We start from the raw sequence: 18,579 nt of genomic DNA, 5'->3' as shown, positions 1-18,579 counted from the left end.
GCGCTGGGACAAATACCAGTGGCGTTCGCAACTCAGCAGCCTTGTAAAGCGCTGCCGATCTGCTAGAGTTTAATTGCATCAACTACGTGCAAGAGCGCTGCTCCGGCACATTGAGCAACCCAGCGGACAGCCGTCCAACGGCGGCTGAAAGACCATGTTAATCACCTTCCTCGTTTTTCTCTTCATCGCCATCTTCGCCGCCATCATCGGCTTTGTCGCCTTTGAACTGGTCGAAGAAATGCGCGGCAGCCACCATAAGCTGATGGACCGCTATCACGAGTAGCGCTCACCCCGGCACTATCGCATGGCGCCAGCGACGGCCAAACAGGCCCGTCCCTCGCGCCATCATCGTTTTTATACTCCCGTTTTGAACTTCGTATAGATGCGCGTCATCAGCCGGCGGATATCGGCCGTGGTCGCTTCCGGCGCAGCCATGCGCTGCTTGTCGGCGTCCGACAGGAAGATGGCCTTGTTCTCGCCGATGTCCTTGCGCACATATTTGATGCTGGCCAGATTCGGATTCGCATAAAACACCTTGTTGCTCAGGCTGGCATGCACTTGCGGACGCAAAATGTAGTTGATGAACAGGTGCGCATTGTTCGGGTGCGGCGCGTCGGCCGGGATGGCCATGGTGTCGAACATCAAGGCGGCCGTCTTCGGCACCAGCACCTGGATCACATTGCCGTTCTTCGCATCGATGGCGCGCTGGCGCGCGATATTGATGTCGCCCGACCAGCCCAGCGCGACGCAGACGGAGCCGTTGGCCATGTCATTGATGTAGCCTGACGAGCTGAACAGGGTCACGTAGGGACGGATCGCCTGCAGCACCTTGCCCGCTTCCTGGTAGTCGGCGGCCGCTTTCGAGTAGGCGGGCTTGCCCAGGTATTGCAGGGCGGCCGGCAGCACTTCCGACGGCGAGTCGAGGAAGGACACGCCGCACGATTTCAGCTTGGCTGCATATTTCGGGTCGAAGATCAGTTCCCACGCGTTGTCGGGCATGGGCATGCCGCCCAGCGCGGCCTTGACCTTGTTGACGTTGATGCCCACCGTCGTGTAGCCCCATAGCCAGTCGACCAGGTAATCGTTGTTCGGGTCGATTTTCGACAGCTTGGCCTGCAGGTTCGGGTCCAGGTTGCCCAGGTTCGTCAGCTTGCTCTTGTCGAGTTTACGCAGCAGGCCCGCATCGATCTGCAAGCGCGCCCACTGGGCCGTCGGCACGACGATGTCGTAGCCGGACTTGCCCGCCACCAGTTTCGCATTGAGGATTTCGTTGTTGTCGAAAACGTCGTAGCGTACCTTGATGCCCGTTTCCTTCTCAAAATTCTTGATCGTATCGTCGCCGATATAGTCGGACCAGTTATAGATGTTCAGGACTTTCTCTTCCTGGGCGTGAACAGGCAAGGCCAGTACGGCCGCCGCCAAGGTCAATCCCACTCCAATGCGCCGTCCTGCTTGCCATGTGTTTGCCATCGTACCGCCTCCGGAATTAGTCAGAAAATAGTGACGATGATAGCAAGAAGGGCGCGATCAGGTCTAGCCTGATCGCGCCCTGCCTGAGGACGTCTATCAAAACCTACTGCGCGTCGCGCTTTGCGGCCTGCGATGCTCACCGTACTAGAGTACGGTTGCGCTTCTCTGCCGCAAATCACTGCCGCTCGCTACGGTTTTGTTAGACGTCGCAAGTCTTCCTCACTGCAAATGCCGTGAAATTGAGGGCAGACCCGACGGGGGAAGCTACCCCAATGGGATGGCTTCCAATCCCGCAGGAACTGACCTGCCGGCATTACACCTTGTCCAGCCCCACCTGCGCGCCCGCAAACACCAGGTTGCCGTTCTGGGCGTCGATGCGGATCTCGTCTTTCGGGCCGAACTTGCCTTCCAGGATCAGCTTCGACAGCGGATTTTCGATCTGCTGCTGGATCGCCCGTTTCAGCGGACGGGCGCCATACACCGGGTCGTAGCCCGCTTCGGCGATTTGCTGCAAGGCCGCGTCGGTCAGGCTCAGTTGCATGTCCATGCGCGCCAGGCGTTCTTCGAGAATCTTCAGCTGGATCTTCGCGATCGCGCCGATGTTTTTCTCGTCGAGGCCGTGGAACACGACGATTTCGTCGATGCGGTTGACGAACTCGGGACGGAAGTGCGAGCGTACCTCGGCCATCACAGCCAGCTTCACGACGCCGGGATCATCGCTTTCCATGGCCTGGATTTTATGCGAACCCAGGTTCGAGGTCATGATGATGACGGTATTCTTGAAGTCCACCGTGCGGCCCTGGCCATCCGTCATGCGTCCGTCGTCGAGCACTTGCAGCAGCACGTTGAAGACGTCGGCATGCGCCTTTTCCACTTCGTCGAGCAGGATCACGCTGTACGGCTTGCGGCGCACGGCTTCCGTCAGGTAGCCGCCTTCGTCGTAGCCCACGTAGCCCGGTGGCGCGCCGATCAAACGTGCCACGGAATGCTTCTCCATGAACTCGCTCATGTCGATGCGGATCATCGATTCTTCCGTATCAAACAGGAAGGTCGCCAGCGCCTTGCTCAATTCCGTCTTGCCGACGCCCGTCGGTCCCAGGAACATGAACGAGCCATACGGACGGTTCGGATCGCTCAAGCCGGCGCGCGAGCGGCGGATGGCGTCAGCCACGGCCGTGATCGCTTCATCCTGGCCCACGACGCGCTCATGCAGCTTCTCTTCGATGTGCAGCAGCTTGTCGCGTTCGCCCTGCATCATGCGCGACACGGGTATGCCCGTCGCGCGCGACACCACTTCGGCGATTTCCTCGGCGCCCACTTCCGTGCGCAGCAGCTTCGGCTGGTCGGGGTCGAGTTTCGGCATGCCGCTGTCAGCCTGCTTGAGCTGGGCTTCCAGCTGGGGCAGCTTGCCGTACTGCAGCTCCGACACTTTCTGCCAGTTGCTCTCGCGCGTGGCCTGCTCCATCTGCAGCCTGACGTTCTCGATCTCTTCCTTGATGTGCGTGCTGCCTTGCACCACGGCTTTTTCCGCCTTCAGGATTTCCTCGAAGTCATTGTATTCACGCTGCAGCTTGACGATCTCTTCCTCGATCAGGCCCAGGCGGCGCAACGACGCTTCGTCCTTTTCCTTCTTGACGGCTTCGCGCTCGATTTTCAGCTGGATCAAGCGGCGTTCCAGCTTGTCCATCACTTCCGGCTTCGAATCGATTTCGATCTTGATCTTCGCCGCCGCTTCATCGATCAGGTCGATCGCCTTGTCGGGCAAGAAACGGTCGGTGATGTAGCGGTGCGACAGCTCGGCGGCCGCGATGATGGCCGCGTCCGTGATCTCCACCTTGTGGTGCAGCGCGTATTTATCCTGCAAGCCGCGCAGGATGGCGATCGTTGCTTCCACGGTCGGCTCGTCGACGAGCACTTTCTGGAAGCGGCGTTCCAGCGCGGCATCCTTCTCGATGTACTTGCGGTACTCGTCCAAGGTGGTGGCGCCCACGCAGTGCAGCTCGCCGCGCGCCAGCGCAGGCTTCAACATATTGCCCGCATCCATCGCGCCTTCGGCCTTGCCCGCGCCGACCATGGTGTGCATCTCGTCGATGAAGACGATGGTTTGCCCTTCATCCATGGCCAGTTCCTTCAGCACGGATTTCAGGCGCTCCTCGAACTCGCCGCGGAATTTCGCGCCGGCCAGCAAGGCGGCCATGTCCAGCGACAGTACGCGCTTGCCTTTCAGGGACTCGGGCACTTCGCCATTGACGATGCGCTGCGCCAGGCCTTCGACGATGGCCGTCTTGCCCACGCCCGGTTCACCGATCAGCACGGGATTGTTCTTGCTGCGGCGCTGCAGGATCTGGATGGTGCGGCGGATTTCATCGTCGCGGCCGATGACAGGGTCAAGCTTGCCCTTGCGCGCCCGCTCCGTCAGGTCCAGCGTGTATTTTTTGAGGGCTTCGCGCTGGCCTTCGGCCTCTTGCGAGTCGACCTTGTTGCCGCCACGCACGGCGTCGATGGCCGCTTCCAGTGCCTTGCGGGTGAGGCCGTTTTCGCGCGCCAGCTTGCCGCAGTCGGACTTGTCGTCCGTCATCGCCAGCAAGACCATTTCGCTGGAGACGAACTGGTCGCCCGCCTTTTGCGATTCCTTGTCGGCCAGGTTCAGCAAGGCGACGAATTCGCGGCTGACCTGCACGTCGCCACCCGTGCCCGATACCTTCGGCAAGCGTTCGATCGAGGCGCCCAGGGCCTTGGACAGGCCGCCCACGTTGACGCCGGCCCGCTGCAACAGCGAGCGGGCGCCGCCGTCGTCCTGGTTCAACAGGGCCGTCAGCAAATGGACCGGTTCGATATAGGGGTTGTCGTTGCCCACGGCCAAGCTTTGCGCATCGGCCAGGGCTTCCTGTAATTTGGTAGTGAGTTTGTCTTGTCGCATGAAAAGCGCTCCCGGTTAATTAGTTGTTAACCAAATTGGGGTGAGGCGGTACTTTTCAAGCATACACAAAGCATAAAACCCTGCACTTGGGCAAAAGCTGGCGTGCGGGGCGCGTATGATTCAAATGGCGCTTGCTTGTGCCGCCCACTTGTTTAACGCGGTCTCATCGCTGTCGCGCGCATCGACCCAGCGCGCCCCTTCGGGCGTGTCTTCCTTCTTCCAGAATGGCGCTTCCGTCTTCAGGTAGTCGATGATGAACTCGCAGGCGGCGAAGGCCTCGCCCCGGTGGGCGGACGAGACCGCCACCAGCACGATCTGCTCCTGCGGCAGCAGGGGACCTACACGGTGGATCACCAGCGCGCCGGACAAGGGCCAGCGGCCCCGCGCCTGCTCGACGATGGTTTCGATGGACTTTTCCGTCATGCCCGGATAGTGCTCGAGCTCCATGGCGGCCACGTCGAGCCCTTCGTTCATGTCGCGCACCGTGCCGACGAAGCCGACGACGGCGCCCACCTTGGGGTTGCCTGCACGCAATTGTGCGATTTCTTGACTCAAGTCAAAATCAGCTTGCTGGACGCGCACGGTTGTACTCATTTGACGTTGCCTCCGATACGGCGCAGCAAGGTTTCGATGCGGCTGGCCGTGCGCGCATCGGTGGCGGCCGCGATCGCGCACAGCTGCATCAGCTGCGACGCTTGCGTGAGCGGCTTCTGGCCCGATTTCAGCGACGATTGCAGCACCTCCACCTGCATTTTCAGGCGGTCGCGGGCAAACTCGGCGCCGCTGTCGACGCCGGCGACGATTTCCAGGCGCAACACTTCATCGAGCAAGCGTTCCTGGTTGGCCTGCAATTGCCGCACGTAGGCGGCACTGCCCTCGCCCAGCGCGGCCTGGGCGGCGGCAAAGCGCTGCTGCAGGCTGCGTTCGTACTGGGTGTCGAGCGGCGGCAAGGCGCTCCAGCGCTCGCTCCATGCTTGCGCATCGGTGCCGGCGCCATCAGCCAGTGAAACTTCCAGCGATTGCACCAATCGCAGCTTGTCGCGCAGGGCATTGGCCTGAGCGGCGCCAGTCCGTTCGGCGATGGCGTCCGCCTGCGCCTGCACGCCGGCGACGGCCGCCTGGTAGCGCTGCTCGATCTTCGCTTCGCTGGCGCGCGGCACGGGACCCGTGGCGCTCCAGGCGGCGCGCGTGTCGCGCAGCAAGTGGTTGATGAAGGCGGTGCGGCTCTTGTCGTCGCCCTCGGGCACGACGGCCGTTTCCAGCGCCGCGCACAGCGCTTCGCGCGCATGCAGGTGTTCGCGGCGCTCGTGGTCGGCCGCGTGGGCCGTTTCCTTGCGCTTGGCAAAGATGTCGTCGCAGGCGGCGCGGAAACGCTGCCACAACGCCTGTTCCGCGCGGCGTTCGAGCGGCAAGGCTTTCGCCAGTTCCTGCCATTTATCCTGCAAGGCTTTCAGCATGTCGACCGTGTTGCGCTCTGACGGCTTGAGCAAGCCCACTTCGACGATCAATTGTTCGCGGCGCGCCGTCTCGATCTGGCGCTGCGTATCGAGCGGCTTCGACAGGGCATCCAGCGCGGCGCCAAATTCCGCGTCCAGACGTTTCTTTTCCTTGCGGTCGATGGTGCCCAGGCGCGTCCACGCCTGGCGCAAGCGCTGCGAGGCGGACGCGACGTGTTTCCAGTCGGTGCTCTCCTCGGCCGCCAGGGCCGCCGTTTCCGCGATCAATTCCTGGGCCTTGGCCGCATTGCCGTGGCGCTCTTCGGCCAGCTGCTTGAAATGCTGGGCCGCCGGCGCATAGGCCACGCTGCATGCCGCGTCGAAACGTTCCCACAGGGACTTCGGTGCGGGACAGGACAAGGTGTCGAGCGACTTCCAGCGCTCGCGCAAGCTGCCCACTTTCTTGGCCAGCTCGGCCATTGGGAGTTGCTGCGCCGGCAATTCCTCGCCCGCCTTGACCAGTTCCTCCCGCGACACGTTGCCGCCCCAGCGCGCCCAGTCGGCCAGGCGCTTGAACTCTGCGCGCACATGGGCCAGGCGATCCGCTTGCGCCGGCGTCAATCGGCCGTGCTTGGTGTCGCGCAAAGTCTTGTCGTGCTCGGACGCCACGTGCAGCAAGCCATCCTGCAGGGCCGCTTCCATGGCGTCGAGCGTCTTGAAGAATTGCTCCGTCGCTTCTTTCGACACGGGCGCGTGTTCCTGGCGCGGCTTGCGCGGTACAGGTACAGGCTCGGCATGGGCCGCCGCGGCCTCTGGCGCTGCCGCTTGTACGGGCGCCGGCGCGCTGGCCAGCACGGCCGCAAATTGCTGCTGCAAGCTGTCGGACAACGGCGACTCGGGCAGGCGCGGCAAGGCTTGCCACGCGCGCTTCAAGGTGTCTGCATCGAGGGTGGCGGCGTCCTGCGCCTGCCACTCGGCCAGCGCGGCCTGGCGCGCGTCGAACACGGCCTGGTGCTGCTGCAGCGCCTGCAAGGCGGACTGTGCCTGCTCGCGCGCCTGCGTGAAATCGGTTTCCAGGTGTTTCGGCACGGAGGCGCGCTCGGGCGATTGCGCATGCTGCGCATGTTCCGCATCGAGGCGGGCCAGCGCCTGCGCCAGCTCGCCGGCGGACTGGCCGCTGGCAGCCAAGGCGCGCGCGGCGGCGACGGCGTCGATCACGGCGCGCTGCAGCGCCACTTGCGCTTCCAGGCGGGCGGCCAGCGCGGCGCGCGCGGCGGCAAACGCCGTCGCCAGTTCGGGCGTGGCCTTGATGACTTGCCATTGGCGGTCCAGCTCGGCCACCTGGTTCGGGCTCAGTTTTTCATCGTTCAACAGGCGCTGGGCCGTGGCGATGCTGGCCTGGGCGCGTTGCGTCTCGGCGGCCTGGTGACGGATCAGGTCGATGCGGCCCTGCATCAGCTTGGCCACGCGACGGTCCGTGTTGCGCATGGCGTGGTGGACTTTTTCCAGCAGGGGCAAGGCATGGACGTGTTCGGCCGCGATCAGACGGGCATCGGCAAATTCACTGGACATGATGAAATCGGCAGCGGCGGCTTCGTCGCCGGCCACGGCATGGGCACGCGCAACCTGTTCGGCGCGGCGCGATGCGCTCTGCGCCGAGGCGGCGGCCTGTTCTGCCACGGCAGGATCGGGTGCGGCAGTCTTGCTGGCAGAACGCTTGAAGAGAAATTCGAACATGACGGGTTTCGCGTGGATCAAAACCACCATCATAACAAAGCCCGGGGTATTGCATCGGACAGGTATGTACAAGTTACCAATTGAGTAACACAGTGAGTAACACAGCATTTCCCCTATGGGGGCGCCAGCGCAAAATCAAGGCGGCGCCCTCGGCGCAAGCGGGCGAACGGGGTGTGCGCTCGCTCCCCGTTCAAGCCTGCGCGCGCAGCGGCTGCGGCGGCACGGGCGACGCGGACTCTGTGCCATTCGCTATCGTTTCGGCGCTGCCGCCGGCTGCAGGCAAAACAAAGGGCAGCACCTGCGCCTTGCCACGGCGCGCTTCCTGCGCGCGCGCATCGTGGGCGAGGAACTGGTAGGCGATGGCAAACCACGCTTCACCGACGATGACCTTGCGCGCCAGCGCGAACAGTTCGCGCTCTTCTTTTTCCAGGCGCTGCAGCAAGGCCGCGCAAAAGGCGTCAATGACGGCGCACAGCTGCTCGGCCTGCAATTCCGACTGGTCGATGGCGGCGCCCGCGCGCTGCTGCACGACGTTGATGCTTTCCAGCGCCGCGTGGTTCAAGCCGTTGAGCTCATTGAGCAAACCGTCCGCATGCGGCGCGGCCTGGCGGATGGCGGGGATCAGATACATCTCCACCTTGCGCCAGTAGCCGCCCTGGTACAGTCGGCTCAGCCAGTCGCCCGCATACTGCAGCTGGGCCAGGTTGAGCTGGCTCTGGTGGCGCAGCTGCACATGCATGTACTTCTGAAAGGCCAGCAGGCTCATGCGGATGCTGGCCTGTTCCACCGACAGGGAAACCAATATGTATGTTGCCGTAAGCATGCACTCACTCCCGAAAATGGGCTGGATGTCTGATTCTGGAAGTGAAAGTGTAAAGACTACCGACAGCGGCCGGTTTGATCCTGCACAAACCCGCGGCGGGCCAGCCGCGCTTTCTTTTACGGCGCGCGCAGGCCGATATGCAGATTGACAACGCCAGGCTCTTCCGACGGCGTGACGTCGCCGCCAAAGCTTTTCACCAGACGCTGCATGCCCTTGTTGCGCGCCATGGCCTCGCCCACGAGCGCCTCCGTGCCGCGGCTGCGGAAATAATCGACGAGCTTTTCAAACAGGATGTGGCCCAGGCCCTTGCCTTTCAGGGCCGAGCGCACGGCGATGGCGAAATCGGCGTGGATATTGTCCGGGTCGGCCACGGCGCGCACCACGCCCAGGGTTTCCGGCTTGCCGTCCGGCCCCGTGTGTGTGGCGATGAAGGCCATGGCGCGGTCGTAATCGATCTGCGTCAGGCGCGCCAGCTGCGACACAGGCAGCTCGCGCATGGACGTAAAGAAGCGCAGGCGCACGTCGTCCGGATCCAGTGCGTGGAACAGGTCCATGTGCTGCGGCGCGTCTTCGGGGCGGATGGGGCGCAGCAAAATCGGCTGGTCCATCCACGTCACCTGCTCTTCCAGTTCCTGCGGATACGGGCGGATGGCCAGACGGTCGCGCTGCTGGCCCGGTTGCAAGCGGATGCGCGCGTCGAGGGCGATCACGCCGTCCGCGTCGGCCACCAGCGGGTTGATGTCGAGTTCGGCCAGCTCGCCGATGTCGGCCACCAGTTCGGCCACCTGGATCAGGGTGTAGCAGATGGCGTCGATGTCGGCCGGCGGCTGGTTGCGGTAGCCAGCCAGCAGTTTCGATACGCGCGTGCGCGCCAGCATGTCGCGCGCCAGCACCATGTTCAGCGGCGGCAGGCCGATCGCATGGTCGGCCGTCACTTCCACGGCGATGCCGCCCTGCCCCACGAGGATCACGGGGCCGAAGGCGGCATCGGTCGTCACGCCGACGATCAGTTCATGCGATTGCGGCCGGCGCGCCATCTGCTGCACCGTGAAGCCGTCGATCAGCGCATCGGGGCGCATGCGGCGCACGCGCTTGAGCATGGCGGCGGCGGCCGTGCGCAGGATGTCGGGCGTGTCGAGGTCGAGCGCCACGCCGCCCACGTCGGATTTGTGGGCGATGTCGGGTGAATGGATTTTCAGCGCGACGGGATAGCCGATATCGGCCGCCACGGCCAGCGCCTCTTCCACGTCGGCCGCCATGCGCGTGGTGGCGACGGGAATGCCGTAGGCGGCCAAAATCTCTTTCGAGCGGCATTCGCCGAGCACCGTCTGGCCGGCTGCCAGCGCGGCGGCGACGATTTCGCGCACCCTGGCGCGGCGCGGCGTGGCCGACATGGGCAGCTGCGCCGGCACCTGCATCAGGGTTTCCTGGTTGCGCCGGTACTGCACGATCTGCATGAAGCCATGCACGGCCTTTTCCGGCGTGTCGTAGGTGGGAATGCCGGCCCGGTTGAAGACCTGGCGCGCGGGCGCCACGGTGGTGCCGCCCAGCAGGCATGACAGCACCGTGCGCGAGGTGGCCTTGATCAGCGGCGTGACGGCTTCGGCGATGTCGATCGACGAGACCATGGCCGTGGGGGCGTGCAGCAGCAGCAAGGCATCCGCCTGCGGCTCGTCGAGCAGCGGCTTGATGGCGTCGGCATAGCGCTGCACGGCCGCGTCGCCGGGCAAGCCCACGGGGTTGTCGTGCGACCAGCCGCGTGGCAGCGCCTTTTCCAGCGCGATCACGGTATCGGGCGACAGCTCGGCCAGCTTGCCGCCGCTGCTCACCAGCGCATCGGTCGCCATCACGCCCAGGCCGCCGCCGTTGCACAGGATCGCCAGGCGCTCGCCGCGCTGCGAGCGGATGTGCGTGAGGGTTTCCACGGCGTCGAACAGTTCTTCGGCCGAATACACGCGCAGCATGCCGGCGCGGCGGATGGCCGCGTCGTAGACGGCATCGGAACCGGCCAGCGCGCCCGTATGCCAGGCCGCCATGGCCGCGCCTTCCGCCTCGCGCCCCGCTTTCAGGACGATCACGGGTTTGCTGCGCGCGGCCGCCCGCGCCGCGGACATGAACTTGCGCGCCGCCTGGATATCTTCCATGTACAGCAGGATGGCGGCCGTGTCGATGTCGCCGGCCAGGTAGTCGAGCAGGTCGCCAAAATCGATGTCGTAGCTGGCGCCGAGCGAGATGAACTTGGAAAAGCCCACGCCGTGCGCGTTGGCCCAGTCGAGCACGCCCGACACGAGCGCGCCCGATTGCGAGACGAAGGCGATCTTGCCGCTCGTCGCGCCGACATGGGCGAAGCTGGCGTTCAAGCCCAGTTTCGGCACGAGCAGCCCCATGCTGTTGGGGCCCAGGATGCGCAGCAAATGCGGTTTTGCCGCCTTCAGCATGGCCAGACGCAGCGACTGCTCGCGCACGGGATCGAGGCCCGACGTCATGACGATAGCCGCGCGCGTGCCCAGCGCGCCCAGTTCGCGGATCAACGCCGTGATGGTGGCGGGCGGCGTGCAGATGATGGCCAGGTCCGGCGCCTTCGGCAAGTGCGCCAGCTTGCGGTAGCATTTCAGGCCCATCAGCTCGTCGTATTTGGGATTGACGGGCCAAATCTCTCCTTGGTAGCCGCCGCCCAGCAGGTTGTACAGGGCGATGGCGCCCAGCTTGCGCTCACGTGCCGTGGCACCGATCAGGGCCACCGAGGCCGGCTTGAACAGCTTGTCGAGATTACGGATACTCATGTTCTGGCCTCATGGTTTGCCGGAGCGGCTTGGTCACGTCCAGTGTATAGGATGCGTTGCCAAAAAAACTTGACCTTGTCACGCGTTTCGCAAAAAATCACGCGCCTACCAGCGCGAGCGGTGGCTTTCCGTGACGCCCGCCAGCTGCGCCACGATGCGCTTGGGAGACTCCGCGCTGGTGCGCACCCAGCCGCTGAACGTGCCGATGGGCTGGATGTAGCGGCTGGCGGCGATCCACAGGTTTTTATCTTCGCGCCGCGCACCTTCCGGCTTGAAGTGCAGGTCGAGCAAATCGTCGTCCGTCCACACATGCCACGGCGCCAGCGGGTTGTCGGGATTGAAGTCGAAATGCGCGCGGCCCAGCGCATACAGCTGGCCATCGAGCCACAGCGCGTTTTCATGCGCGCCGAAATAGCCGGCCTGCAGATTGAAACCCAGGTCCAGGCTGTGCGCCGAAGCCCAGCGCCATTCCGTCTCGCGCGCCAGCAGTCCGTTCGAATAATCGAAGCTGGCCACGCCGTCGTCCAAACGGTAGCCGACGGCGCCGCAGCGCACGGTGCCCCACAAGGGACGACCGCCCGACTTTTGCGTCGCGTGCACGCTGCCGCCCTCGCCCACGGGGCCGATGGCCAGCAAGGTGGGCGCCACGGGCGGGCCGCATTCCGCATCGATGCCGAAATGGCCGCAATCGAGCCGCAAACGGTAGCGCTGCTGCGGCTGCGCCTCGATAGTGATGCTTTGCGAGAGAAAACGGAAGCGGCTGCTGGCGCCCGCATGCGGCGCCACCGATGCGCACAGGCCGGGCACGCCATCCTGCGAAAAGCTGGCTACGATCTTGCCCTTGTGGCGGTCGAAGGCATACGCAAACGCCGTGCTGGTCCAGCCCAGGTCGACGATGGCCACGCCGCAAAATACGGCCGGTGTCGACAGGGCCACGTAATGCCAGCGCTTGTGGTGGAACAGCCGCCAGAGACCGCCGCGCGCGTGCGGCGGCGCCAGCGCGGCCCAGTCGAAATCGTCCAGCTGGCCCGTGTAGCGGCCAAAACATGGCTGGCCGTCGGCGTCGAGCAGGTGGGAAGGAGCCGGCGGCAGCATCATGCGGCCTGCCTTGCGGCGGCGCCGCCGTCGTGCAGCGCCTCGGTCAGCAGCGCGCCAAAAGCGGCCGGCTGCGCCTGGGCTATCTCAATATCCGGGCAGGCATGCCAGAGCGCCAGGCGCCGCACGGCGCCGGCCACGTCCTGCACCAGGCGGGGGCTGACGCGCACGCCGTCTTCCAGCGCCAGCGACTTGATTTCGAAGCGCCCCTGCGCGCGGTGCGCCTTGGCGTCCAGGCGCCCCACGAGCGCGCCGCGGCGCAAGATCGGCAAGGTGAAATAGCCATAGCGGCGTTTTTCAGCGGGCGTGTAGCATTCGAGCCGGTAGTCGAAGCCGAACAATTCCAGGGCGCGGCGGCGGTCCCACACGACGGGATCGAACGGCGACAAAATCGTCGTCAGGGTGGGCGCCAGCTTGCCGGCGGCCGCGTCGCGCGCCAGTTCCGCGTGATCGGCATGCACGTAAACCGCATCGTCCCAGCCAGCTACCGTGCAGCGCAGCAGCGCGCCTTCGTCCACCAGCGCCTGCAAATCGTGCGCCAGGCTGGCGCGCGGCTGTTTGGTGCGGAAGTAGTCGCTGATCCAGCTGGCGCGCGCCAGGCCCAGCGCCTTCACGCTGGCCAGCAGCAGGCGCCGGCGCACCTGTTCTTCCGGCGGCAGCAAGCCGTCGTGCCAGCCCGGCAGCACCCGTTCGGCCAAGTCGTAATAACGCTGGAACTGATGGCGCTTGGCGATCATCAGCACGCCCGAGGTAAACAAGACTTCGAGCGAGCGCTTTTCCGGCTTCCAGCTCCACCAGCCACCCGCCTGGCCATCCGTGCGCTCAAAATCGGCCGAACGCGCGGCGCCGTTGGCGCGGATATGTTCGAGCACGGAAGCGACGGCCTCGCCCTGCTCGGCCATCCATTTGACCGAATACTTCCAGCCCATGGCGGCCGGGTCCAGCATGCGGTGGCGGTACAAGCCATAGTCTTCGATGGGCACGAAGCACGCTTCATGCGCCCAGTATTCGAACAGCGCGCCCTCGGCCAGCAATTGCTCGAGCCACGGCTGCGGATAGTCGCCCAGCCGGCTCCACAGCACCAGGTAGGGACTGCGCGCCACCACGTGGATGGTGTCGATCTGCAGCACGCCCATCTGGCGCACGGCGGCCAGCACGTCGGCCTTGACGGCCTTTTTACGCCTCGCCTGCAGCAAGCCCTGCGCGGCCAGGTGCAAGGCGCGCGCGGCGGCCAGGGAGAGCGGCGCGGGTATCGGTGCGGCGGGCGGAATCGGCAAGGTCAGTTCTTCCTCAAAAAAGGGGGCACGTCGGCGGCAGGCATTTCAGGAAGATACCGCATTCCCGTCGCGCGCCACGCATTTTTTTCTTGAATTTTATTCATGCCATCGCACATTTTCACTCACCTTGCGCACCAGCATAGTGCAAAAAATCCGGGCTATATGAACAGTTGATGACAAGCGCACGAGACTTCTTGACATGCCGTATGTGCTTCTATAACTTAAGAACAATATTGCCACACAGCAATTAAACCACTCCCCTATCTTTGCCCGCAAGGCGCTGCCGTGGCGGTGAAGCATGCGCAACACCATAGGCGGGGATGCGGAGATAGCCAGTCCAATCTTGCATCATCAATAAAAACAAGGAAGATCGCATGCACACATCCCTGCTTCGGCCCCGGCAGCACCAGACCGGCTTTATCCACTTTTCCAGGCGGCGCTTGCCGCTGGCCCTGGCCCTGCTGCTGGCGGCGTGCGGCGGTGGCGGCGACAAGTCGGCCACGCCCGCCATGGCGCAGCACCTGCTGGCGCAGACATCGGCGGAAACGGCCTTGACGCCAGTCGCCGCCACGGCCAGCTCGGCGGAACGGGGCGACCTGTCGGCCAGCGCCGCGATCGACCGCAACGACGGCACGCGCTGGGGCAGCGCGTTCTCCGACAACGAATACCTGACCCTCGATTTCGGCGCCTCGCAGCGCATCACCCGCGTGCATATCGCCTGGGAAAACGCGCACGCCAGCGCCTACCTGCTGCAGGTATCGGACGACAATACGCACTGGACCACCATCCAGAACGTCAGCGACAGCAAGGGCGGCATCGAGGACATCACGGGGTTCGACGCGAAAGGACGCTACCTGCGCATGCAGGGCGTCAAACGCGCGGGCCAGTATGGTTACTCCATCTTTGAAATCCAGGCATTTTCGGGCACCCCCGTACTGCCTCCCGTGACACCGCCCGTCACCGAACCGCCCCCGGTCACCATCGATCCGGGCCAGCCCGGCGTGGCCATCTCGCCCGTGGCCGCCACTTCCTCTCCCGTGGAAAACAACGGTATGTCGGCCGCCATGGCGATCGACGGCAAGACGGGCACGCGCTGGGCCAGCAAGTTCGAGGACGGCGCCTGGATCCAGTTCGACTTCGGCGCGAAGACGCCCGTCGGCTACATGAAACTGCTGTGGGAAAACGCGTACGGCAAGCAATATGCGCTGCAGGTGTCCGACGACGGGCAGAACTGGTCGCAAGTGCGCTACGTGAGCAATGGCCACGGCGGCACCGAGGAATTCTTCAACCTGGGCATCCATGCCCGCTACATCCGCCTGCAGGGCGTGGCGCGCGCCACGCAGTATGGCTATTCGCTGCTGGAAGTGAGCTTCAAGACGCCGGGCAGCGACAACAGCCTGCCGTCGACCACGACGTCGGCGCTGAAATTCCCCGCCAACGGTGCCGGCTGGACGCCGCTGCCCGCCGCCGCGCAGCCGCTGGAAAGCCTGCAATTCACGCTCGCCGACGGCACGCTGGTGACGCGCTTCGGCGCGCGCGGCCTGGCGCGCCATGGCCGCGAGCGGGGCGAGGAATGGAATGAGATCGGCTACGGCCCGAATGAAACGGTCGATCCCGTCACGGGTCTGCCGCAAGACAAGGGTCCGGGCAACTACCTGACTTTCGTGCCCCAGTACTTCAAGAACCGCACCTGGGGTGTGGAAATCATCGACAACAGCAAGGTAAGCGGCGTCACCAAGCCCACCTTGATCGTCAACCAGTACACCACCGTCGATTTCCTGTCCGGCGGCGTGGCCTTCTTCCGCGGCTTCGACCGTCCCGGCGTGACAGGCTACGGCTGGATGTCGCCCGGCGAACTGGTGGACCGCAACGTCCCCGTCTGCAAGCCCATGGCCTATCCGGCCAACGACAGGCTGACGAACGCCAACGGCATCAACGGCGCCTGCACCCTCTTGATCAAGGAATATCCGGGTCATGGCGGCCTCGATGCCGGCGGCATGCCGAATGGCATCGACGTCAAGGCGCGCGCGCTGAAGGCTGGCGACAACATCGAAGTGTCGCCATCGATGTTCTCCACCACCGCCGCGATGGCCTCAAAAGGCGACGATGGCGGCATCCGCTACTACTCGTACGAATGGACGTATGTGGTGGGCGCGGGACTGCGGCCGTGGTATGGCGTGCAGCCACGCCTCAATGGCGTGCCCCTGCCGGAAGAAACGCTGTCCGGCGGCCTCGGTTCCGTGTCGTATAACTACTCGGACAATGCCCTGTTCATGTTCCAGCAGCCGCACAACAACATCGGCATGCAGAACATGCAGCGCTTTGTCGAGGGCCGCCGCCTGGTGCACACCAACTTCACCACCGGTGACCACAACGAAGGCGGCAACGACCGCTACGCGCCCGCCGTCGGCCTGCAGGGACAGCGCTACGGGCAGTCGGCCTGCATCGCCTGCCACGTCAACAATGGCCGCAGCCCCGCGCCGATGGCCATGAACCAGCGCCTCGACACGATGGCCGTGCGCGTCGCCAGCCTGAATGCGGCGGGCCAGCAGGTGCCGCACCCGCAATACGGCACGGCGATCCAGATGAATGCCGTGTCGCCGTCAGGCGTGCCGCAAAACTGGGGCAACAGCGTCAGCGTGGGCGGTTTTACGACACGCAAGACTGCCCTGGCCGATGGCACGCAAGTCGAACTGCGCAAGCCGACGCTGGCCTTCGAAGGCCCCGTGCCGCAAATCGTCTCGCTGCGCGCGGCGCCGCCGATGATCGGCACAGGCTTGCTGGAAGCCGTGCCGGAAGCCGACATCCTGGCGCGCGCGCGCGGCACGCCGGATGCCGACGGCGTCATGGGCCGGCCCAACTATGTGTATGAACCGGAGACGGGCGCCGTGCGCCTGGGCCGCTTCGGCTGGAAGGCCGCGAAAGCCACCTTGCGCCACCAGGCCGCCGACGCGCTGCTGCTGGACATGGCCGTCACCTCGCCCGTGTACCGCAACCGCGCCTGCATGGCGGGACCGGCAGCCTGCGCGACGGGCGGCGCCCAGCCGGGCATCTCGGAAGCGGACCTGCAGTCGATCACGCAATACCTCGCCCTGGTGGCCGTGCCGGCACAGCGCAGCATCGCCAGCGGTTTCCCGAAAGGCGTGGCGCCGATCGAGGAACTCAAGGTCGACCCGCAGCAGGTGGCCGCCGGTTCGAAGCTGTTCCAGGGCATGCGCTGCGCTGCCTGCCACACGGTGGAAATGAAGACGGGCGCGGGACATCTGTTTGCGGAATTGCGCAACCAGACCATCCGCCCGTACACCGACCTGCTGCTGCACGACATGGGCCCCGAACTGGCCGACACCTTCACTGAAGGCCAGGCGCAAGGCAGCATGTGGCGCACGGCGCCCCTGTGGGGCATCGGCTACACGGAAAAGGTCATGGGCAATGGCGGCAAGGCCGGCTACCTGCATGACGGCCGCGCGCGCAGCCTGACGGAAGCGATCCTGTGGCACGGCGGCGAAGGGACCAAGGCGCGCCAGCGTTTCGAGAACCTGTCGAAGACGGACCGCGAGGCGCTGCTGGCTTTCCTGAAGTCGCTATAAAGTCGGTCTAAGCACCTTGCTCTGGCGGGGCCGTCATGGAAACACGACGGTCACCGCCAGCCCCCGCCCCTGGAGCCCTTCGCCAAGGACGATGTCCGCGCCATGCCGCTCGGCGATGCGGCGCACGATGGACAGTCCCAGGCCGCTGCCGGGCGGCGCTGTGCTCCCAAGGCGCACGAAGCGTTCGAACACGCGCTCGTGCAGCTCCTCGGCGATGCCGGGCCCCGTATCGGCCACGCGCAGATAGCTGCCTCCCGCTTCCACGCCGCAGCTGACGGCCACAAAGCCCGGCGCAGGCGTGTAGCGCAGCGCATTCTCGACCAGGTTACGCAGCAGCAGCTGCAGGCTGTCCGCATGCAGCGCGCACGGCGCCGGCGCCATGTTCACGCTCAGCGACAGTCCGTACGGCGCGGCCAGCGCCTGCCACTGTGCGGCCTGCTCTGCCAGCAAGTACGCCAGGTCGCCCGGTGTCAGGGCCAGTACAGTATCCTGCGCCTGCGACTGCGGATCGAGCTGCGCCAGCGCCAGCAGCTGGTTGACGAGGCGCGTGGCGCGCTCCACGCTGGCGCCCAGGGCGGCGATGAATTCCTCGCGTTCGTCCGCGCTGCGGGCACGCTGCAGCACTTGCAGATTGGTCTTGATGGCGGCCAGCGGCGTGCGCAATTCGTGCGCCGCATCGGCCGTAAAGCGCTGCTCGTTGTCGCGGCTTTGCCGCACCCTGCCGAACAGGCGGTTAATTTCCAGCAGCAGCGGATGCAGCTCGGCGGGCGCGCCCCCGAGCCTGACGTCGGCCAGTTCATCGGGCGTGCGCGCCGACACTTCATCGGCGGACGCCTGCAGCACGCGAAACACGCGGTGGATGCTCCACCAGATGGCGATGGTGGCCAGCGCCACCAGCAGCAGGCCGAACAGCGCGATGCGGTAAAAGAAGCCGCGGCTGATGTCGTCGCGGTGGCTGGTCGGCTCGGCCAACAGCAGCTGCAGGCTGCGCTGCGGGTCCCACAGCGAAAACAGACGCCAGCGCTGGCCGGCTATGCTGGTCCAGGACAGGCCGTCCGGCGCGCTGCGCGACAGGGCGATGTCGGTCGCCGCGTCATTGCGGTACAGCACGCGCTGCTGCGCGTCGCGCACCTTGAACAGCAAATACTGGTGGGGATTCGGATGGCCGCGCAGCGGCACGTCGATGGGACCCGTCAAGCCGTGTTTGCGCGCATCCTTTTCCACCAGCGACAGCAGCAAATGGCCCGTCTCGATCAGCGACTGGTCGAACAATTCCTGGCTTTCACGGCGCGCTTCCACGTACACGATGGCGGCGCTGCCCACCCACAGGGCCAGGGTCAGGCCCAGCAGCACGGCCAGCAGGGTGCGCCGCAAGGACCAGGTTTTCACGCCGCCGCCAGCCGTTAAGAATCTCTTAAGAACTTCTGCGCAAGATCCGGAGCGAAATATTT

Annotated in this window: 11 protein-coding genes; 2 read left to right on the top strand and 9 right to left on the bottom strand. The window is 65.0% G+C overall.

What is annotated here, in order from left to right:
- The first annotated feature begins 154 nt into the window (after window positions 1–154).
- Entirely contained in the window at window positions 155–283 is a 129-nt protein-coding gene (locus ACQ4WO_RS12880; RefSeq protein WP_256267160.1) for a hypothetical protein, read from the top strand.
- Between the two features lie 71 nt (window positions 284–354).
- On the opposite strand, the gene ACQ4WO_RS12875 is transcribed toward ACQ4WO_RS12880, so the two are convergent.
- From ACQ4WO_RS12875 to ACQ4WO_RS12840, 8 genes are all read right to left on the bottom strand, one after another.
- Complete coding sequence (locus ACQ4WO_RS12875) at window positions 355–1,470, bottom strand: polyamine ABC transporter substrate-binding protein (RefSeq protein ID WP_436481776.1); 1,116 nt, start codon at window positions 1,468–1,470, stop codon at window positions 355–357.
- A 313-nt stretch (window positions 1,471–1,783) separates the two neighbouring features.
- Window positions 1,784–4,390, bottom strand: coding sequence for an ATP-dependent chaperone ClpB (gene clpB, locus ACQ4WO_RS12870; protein ID WP_331777688.1), 2,607 nt, complete (start codon window positions 4,388–4,390; stop codon window positions 1,784–1,786).
- A 120-nt stretch (window positions 4,391–4,510) separates the two neighbouring features.
- The gene (moaE, locus tag ACQ4WO_RS12865; protein ID WP_436481775.1) at window positions 4,511–4,984 is read right to left on the bottom strand and encodes a molybdopterin synthase catalytic subunit MoaE; all 474 of its coding nucleotides are present in this window, start codon (window positions 4,982–4,984) and stop codon (window positions 4,511–4,513) included.
- Entirely contained in the window at window positions 4,981–7,563 is a 2,583-nt protein-coding gene (locus tag ACQ4WO_RS12860; protein ID WP_436481774.1) for a DUF349 domain-containing protein, read from the bottom strand. Before ACQ4WO_RS12860 ends, moaE begins: the two co-directional genes overlap by 4 nt.
- Window positions 7,564–7,753: 190 nt before the next feature.
- Entirely contained in the window at window positions 7,754–8,386 is a 633-nt protein-coding gene (locus ACQ4WO_RS12855; RefSeq protein ID WP_436481773.1) for a hypothetical protein, read from the bottom strand.
- Between the two features lie 116 nt (window positions 8,387–8,502).
- A complete protein-coding gene (locus ACQ4WO_RS12850) occupies window positions 8,503–11,169 on the bottom strand; it encodes a bifunctional acetate--CoA ligase family protein/GNAT family N-acetyltransferase (protein ID WP_072454757.1) in 2,667 nt (888 codons plus the stop codon).
- A gap of 105 nt (window positions 11,170–11,274) precedes the next feature.
- Entirely contained in the window at window positions 11,275–12,267 is a 993-nt protein-coding gene (locus ACQ4WO_RS12845; RefSeq protein ID WP_436481772.1) for a DUF2804 domain-containing protein, read from the bottom strand.
- A complete protein-coding gene (locus tag ACQ4WO_RS12840; protein ID WP_436481771.1) occupies window positions 12,264–13,541 on the bottom strand; it encodes a winged helix-turn-helix domain-containing protein in 1,278 nt (425 codons plus the stop codon). Before ACQ4WO_RS12840 ends, ACQ4WO_RS12845 begins: the two co-directional genes overlap by 4 nt.
- Before the next feature lie 374 nt (window positions 13,542–13,915).
- Between ACQ4WO_RS12840 and ACQ4WO_RS12835 the strand changes: the two genes are divergently transcribed.
- Window positions 13,916–17,128, top strand: a complete 3,213-nt coding sequence (locus ACQ4WO_RS12835) for a di-heme oxidoredictase family protein (protein WP_436481770.1) — start codon at window positions 13,916–13,918, stop codon at window positions 17,126–17,128.
- 33 nt (window positions 17,129–17,161) lie between these two features.
- Here ACQ4WO_RS12835 and ACQ4WO_RS12830 read toward each other — a convergent pair whose 3' ends face one another.
- On the bottom strand, window positions 17,162–18,517 hold the full coding sequence (locus ACQ4WO_RS12830; protein ID WP_436481769.1) for a sensor histidine kinase: 1,356 nt from the start codon (window positions 18,515–18,517) through the stop codon (window positions 17,162–17,164).
- Window positions 18,518–18,579: the final 62 nt, after the last annotated feature.

Origin of the sequence: Janthinobacterium aestuarii (assembly GCF_051380835.1) — a bacterium.
GTDB lineage: Bacteria > Pseudomonadota > Gammaproteobacteria > Burkholderiales > Burkholderiaceae_D > Janthinobacterium > Janthinobacterium aestuarii.
This window is presented reverse-complemented; position numbering and strand designations above follow the sequence as displayed.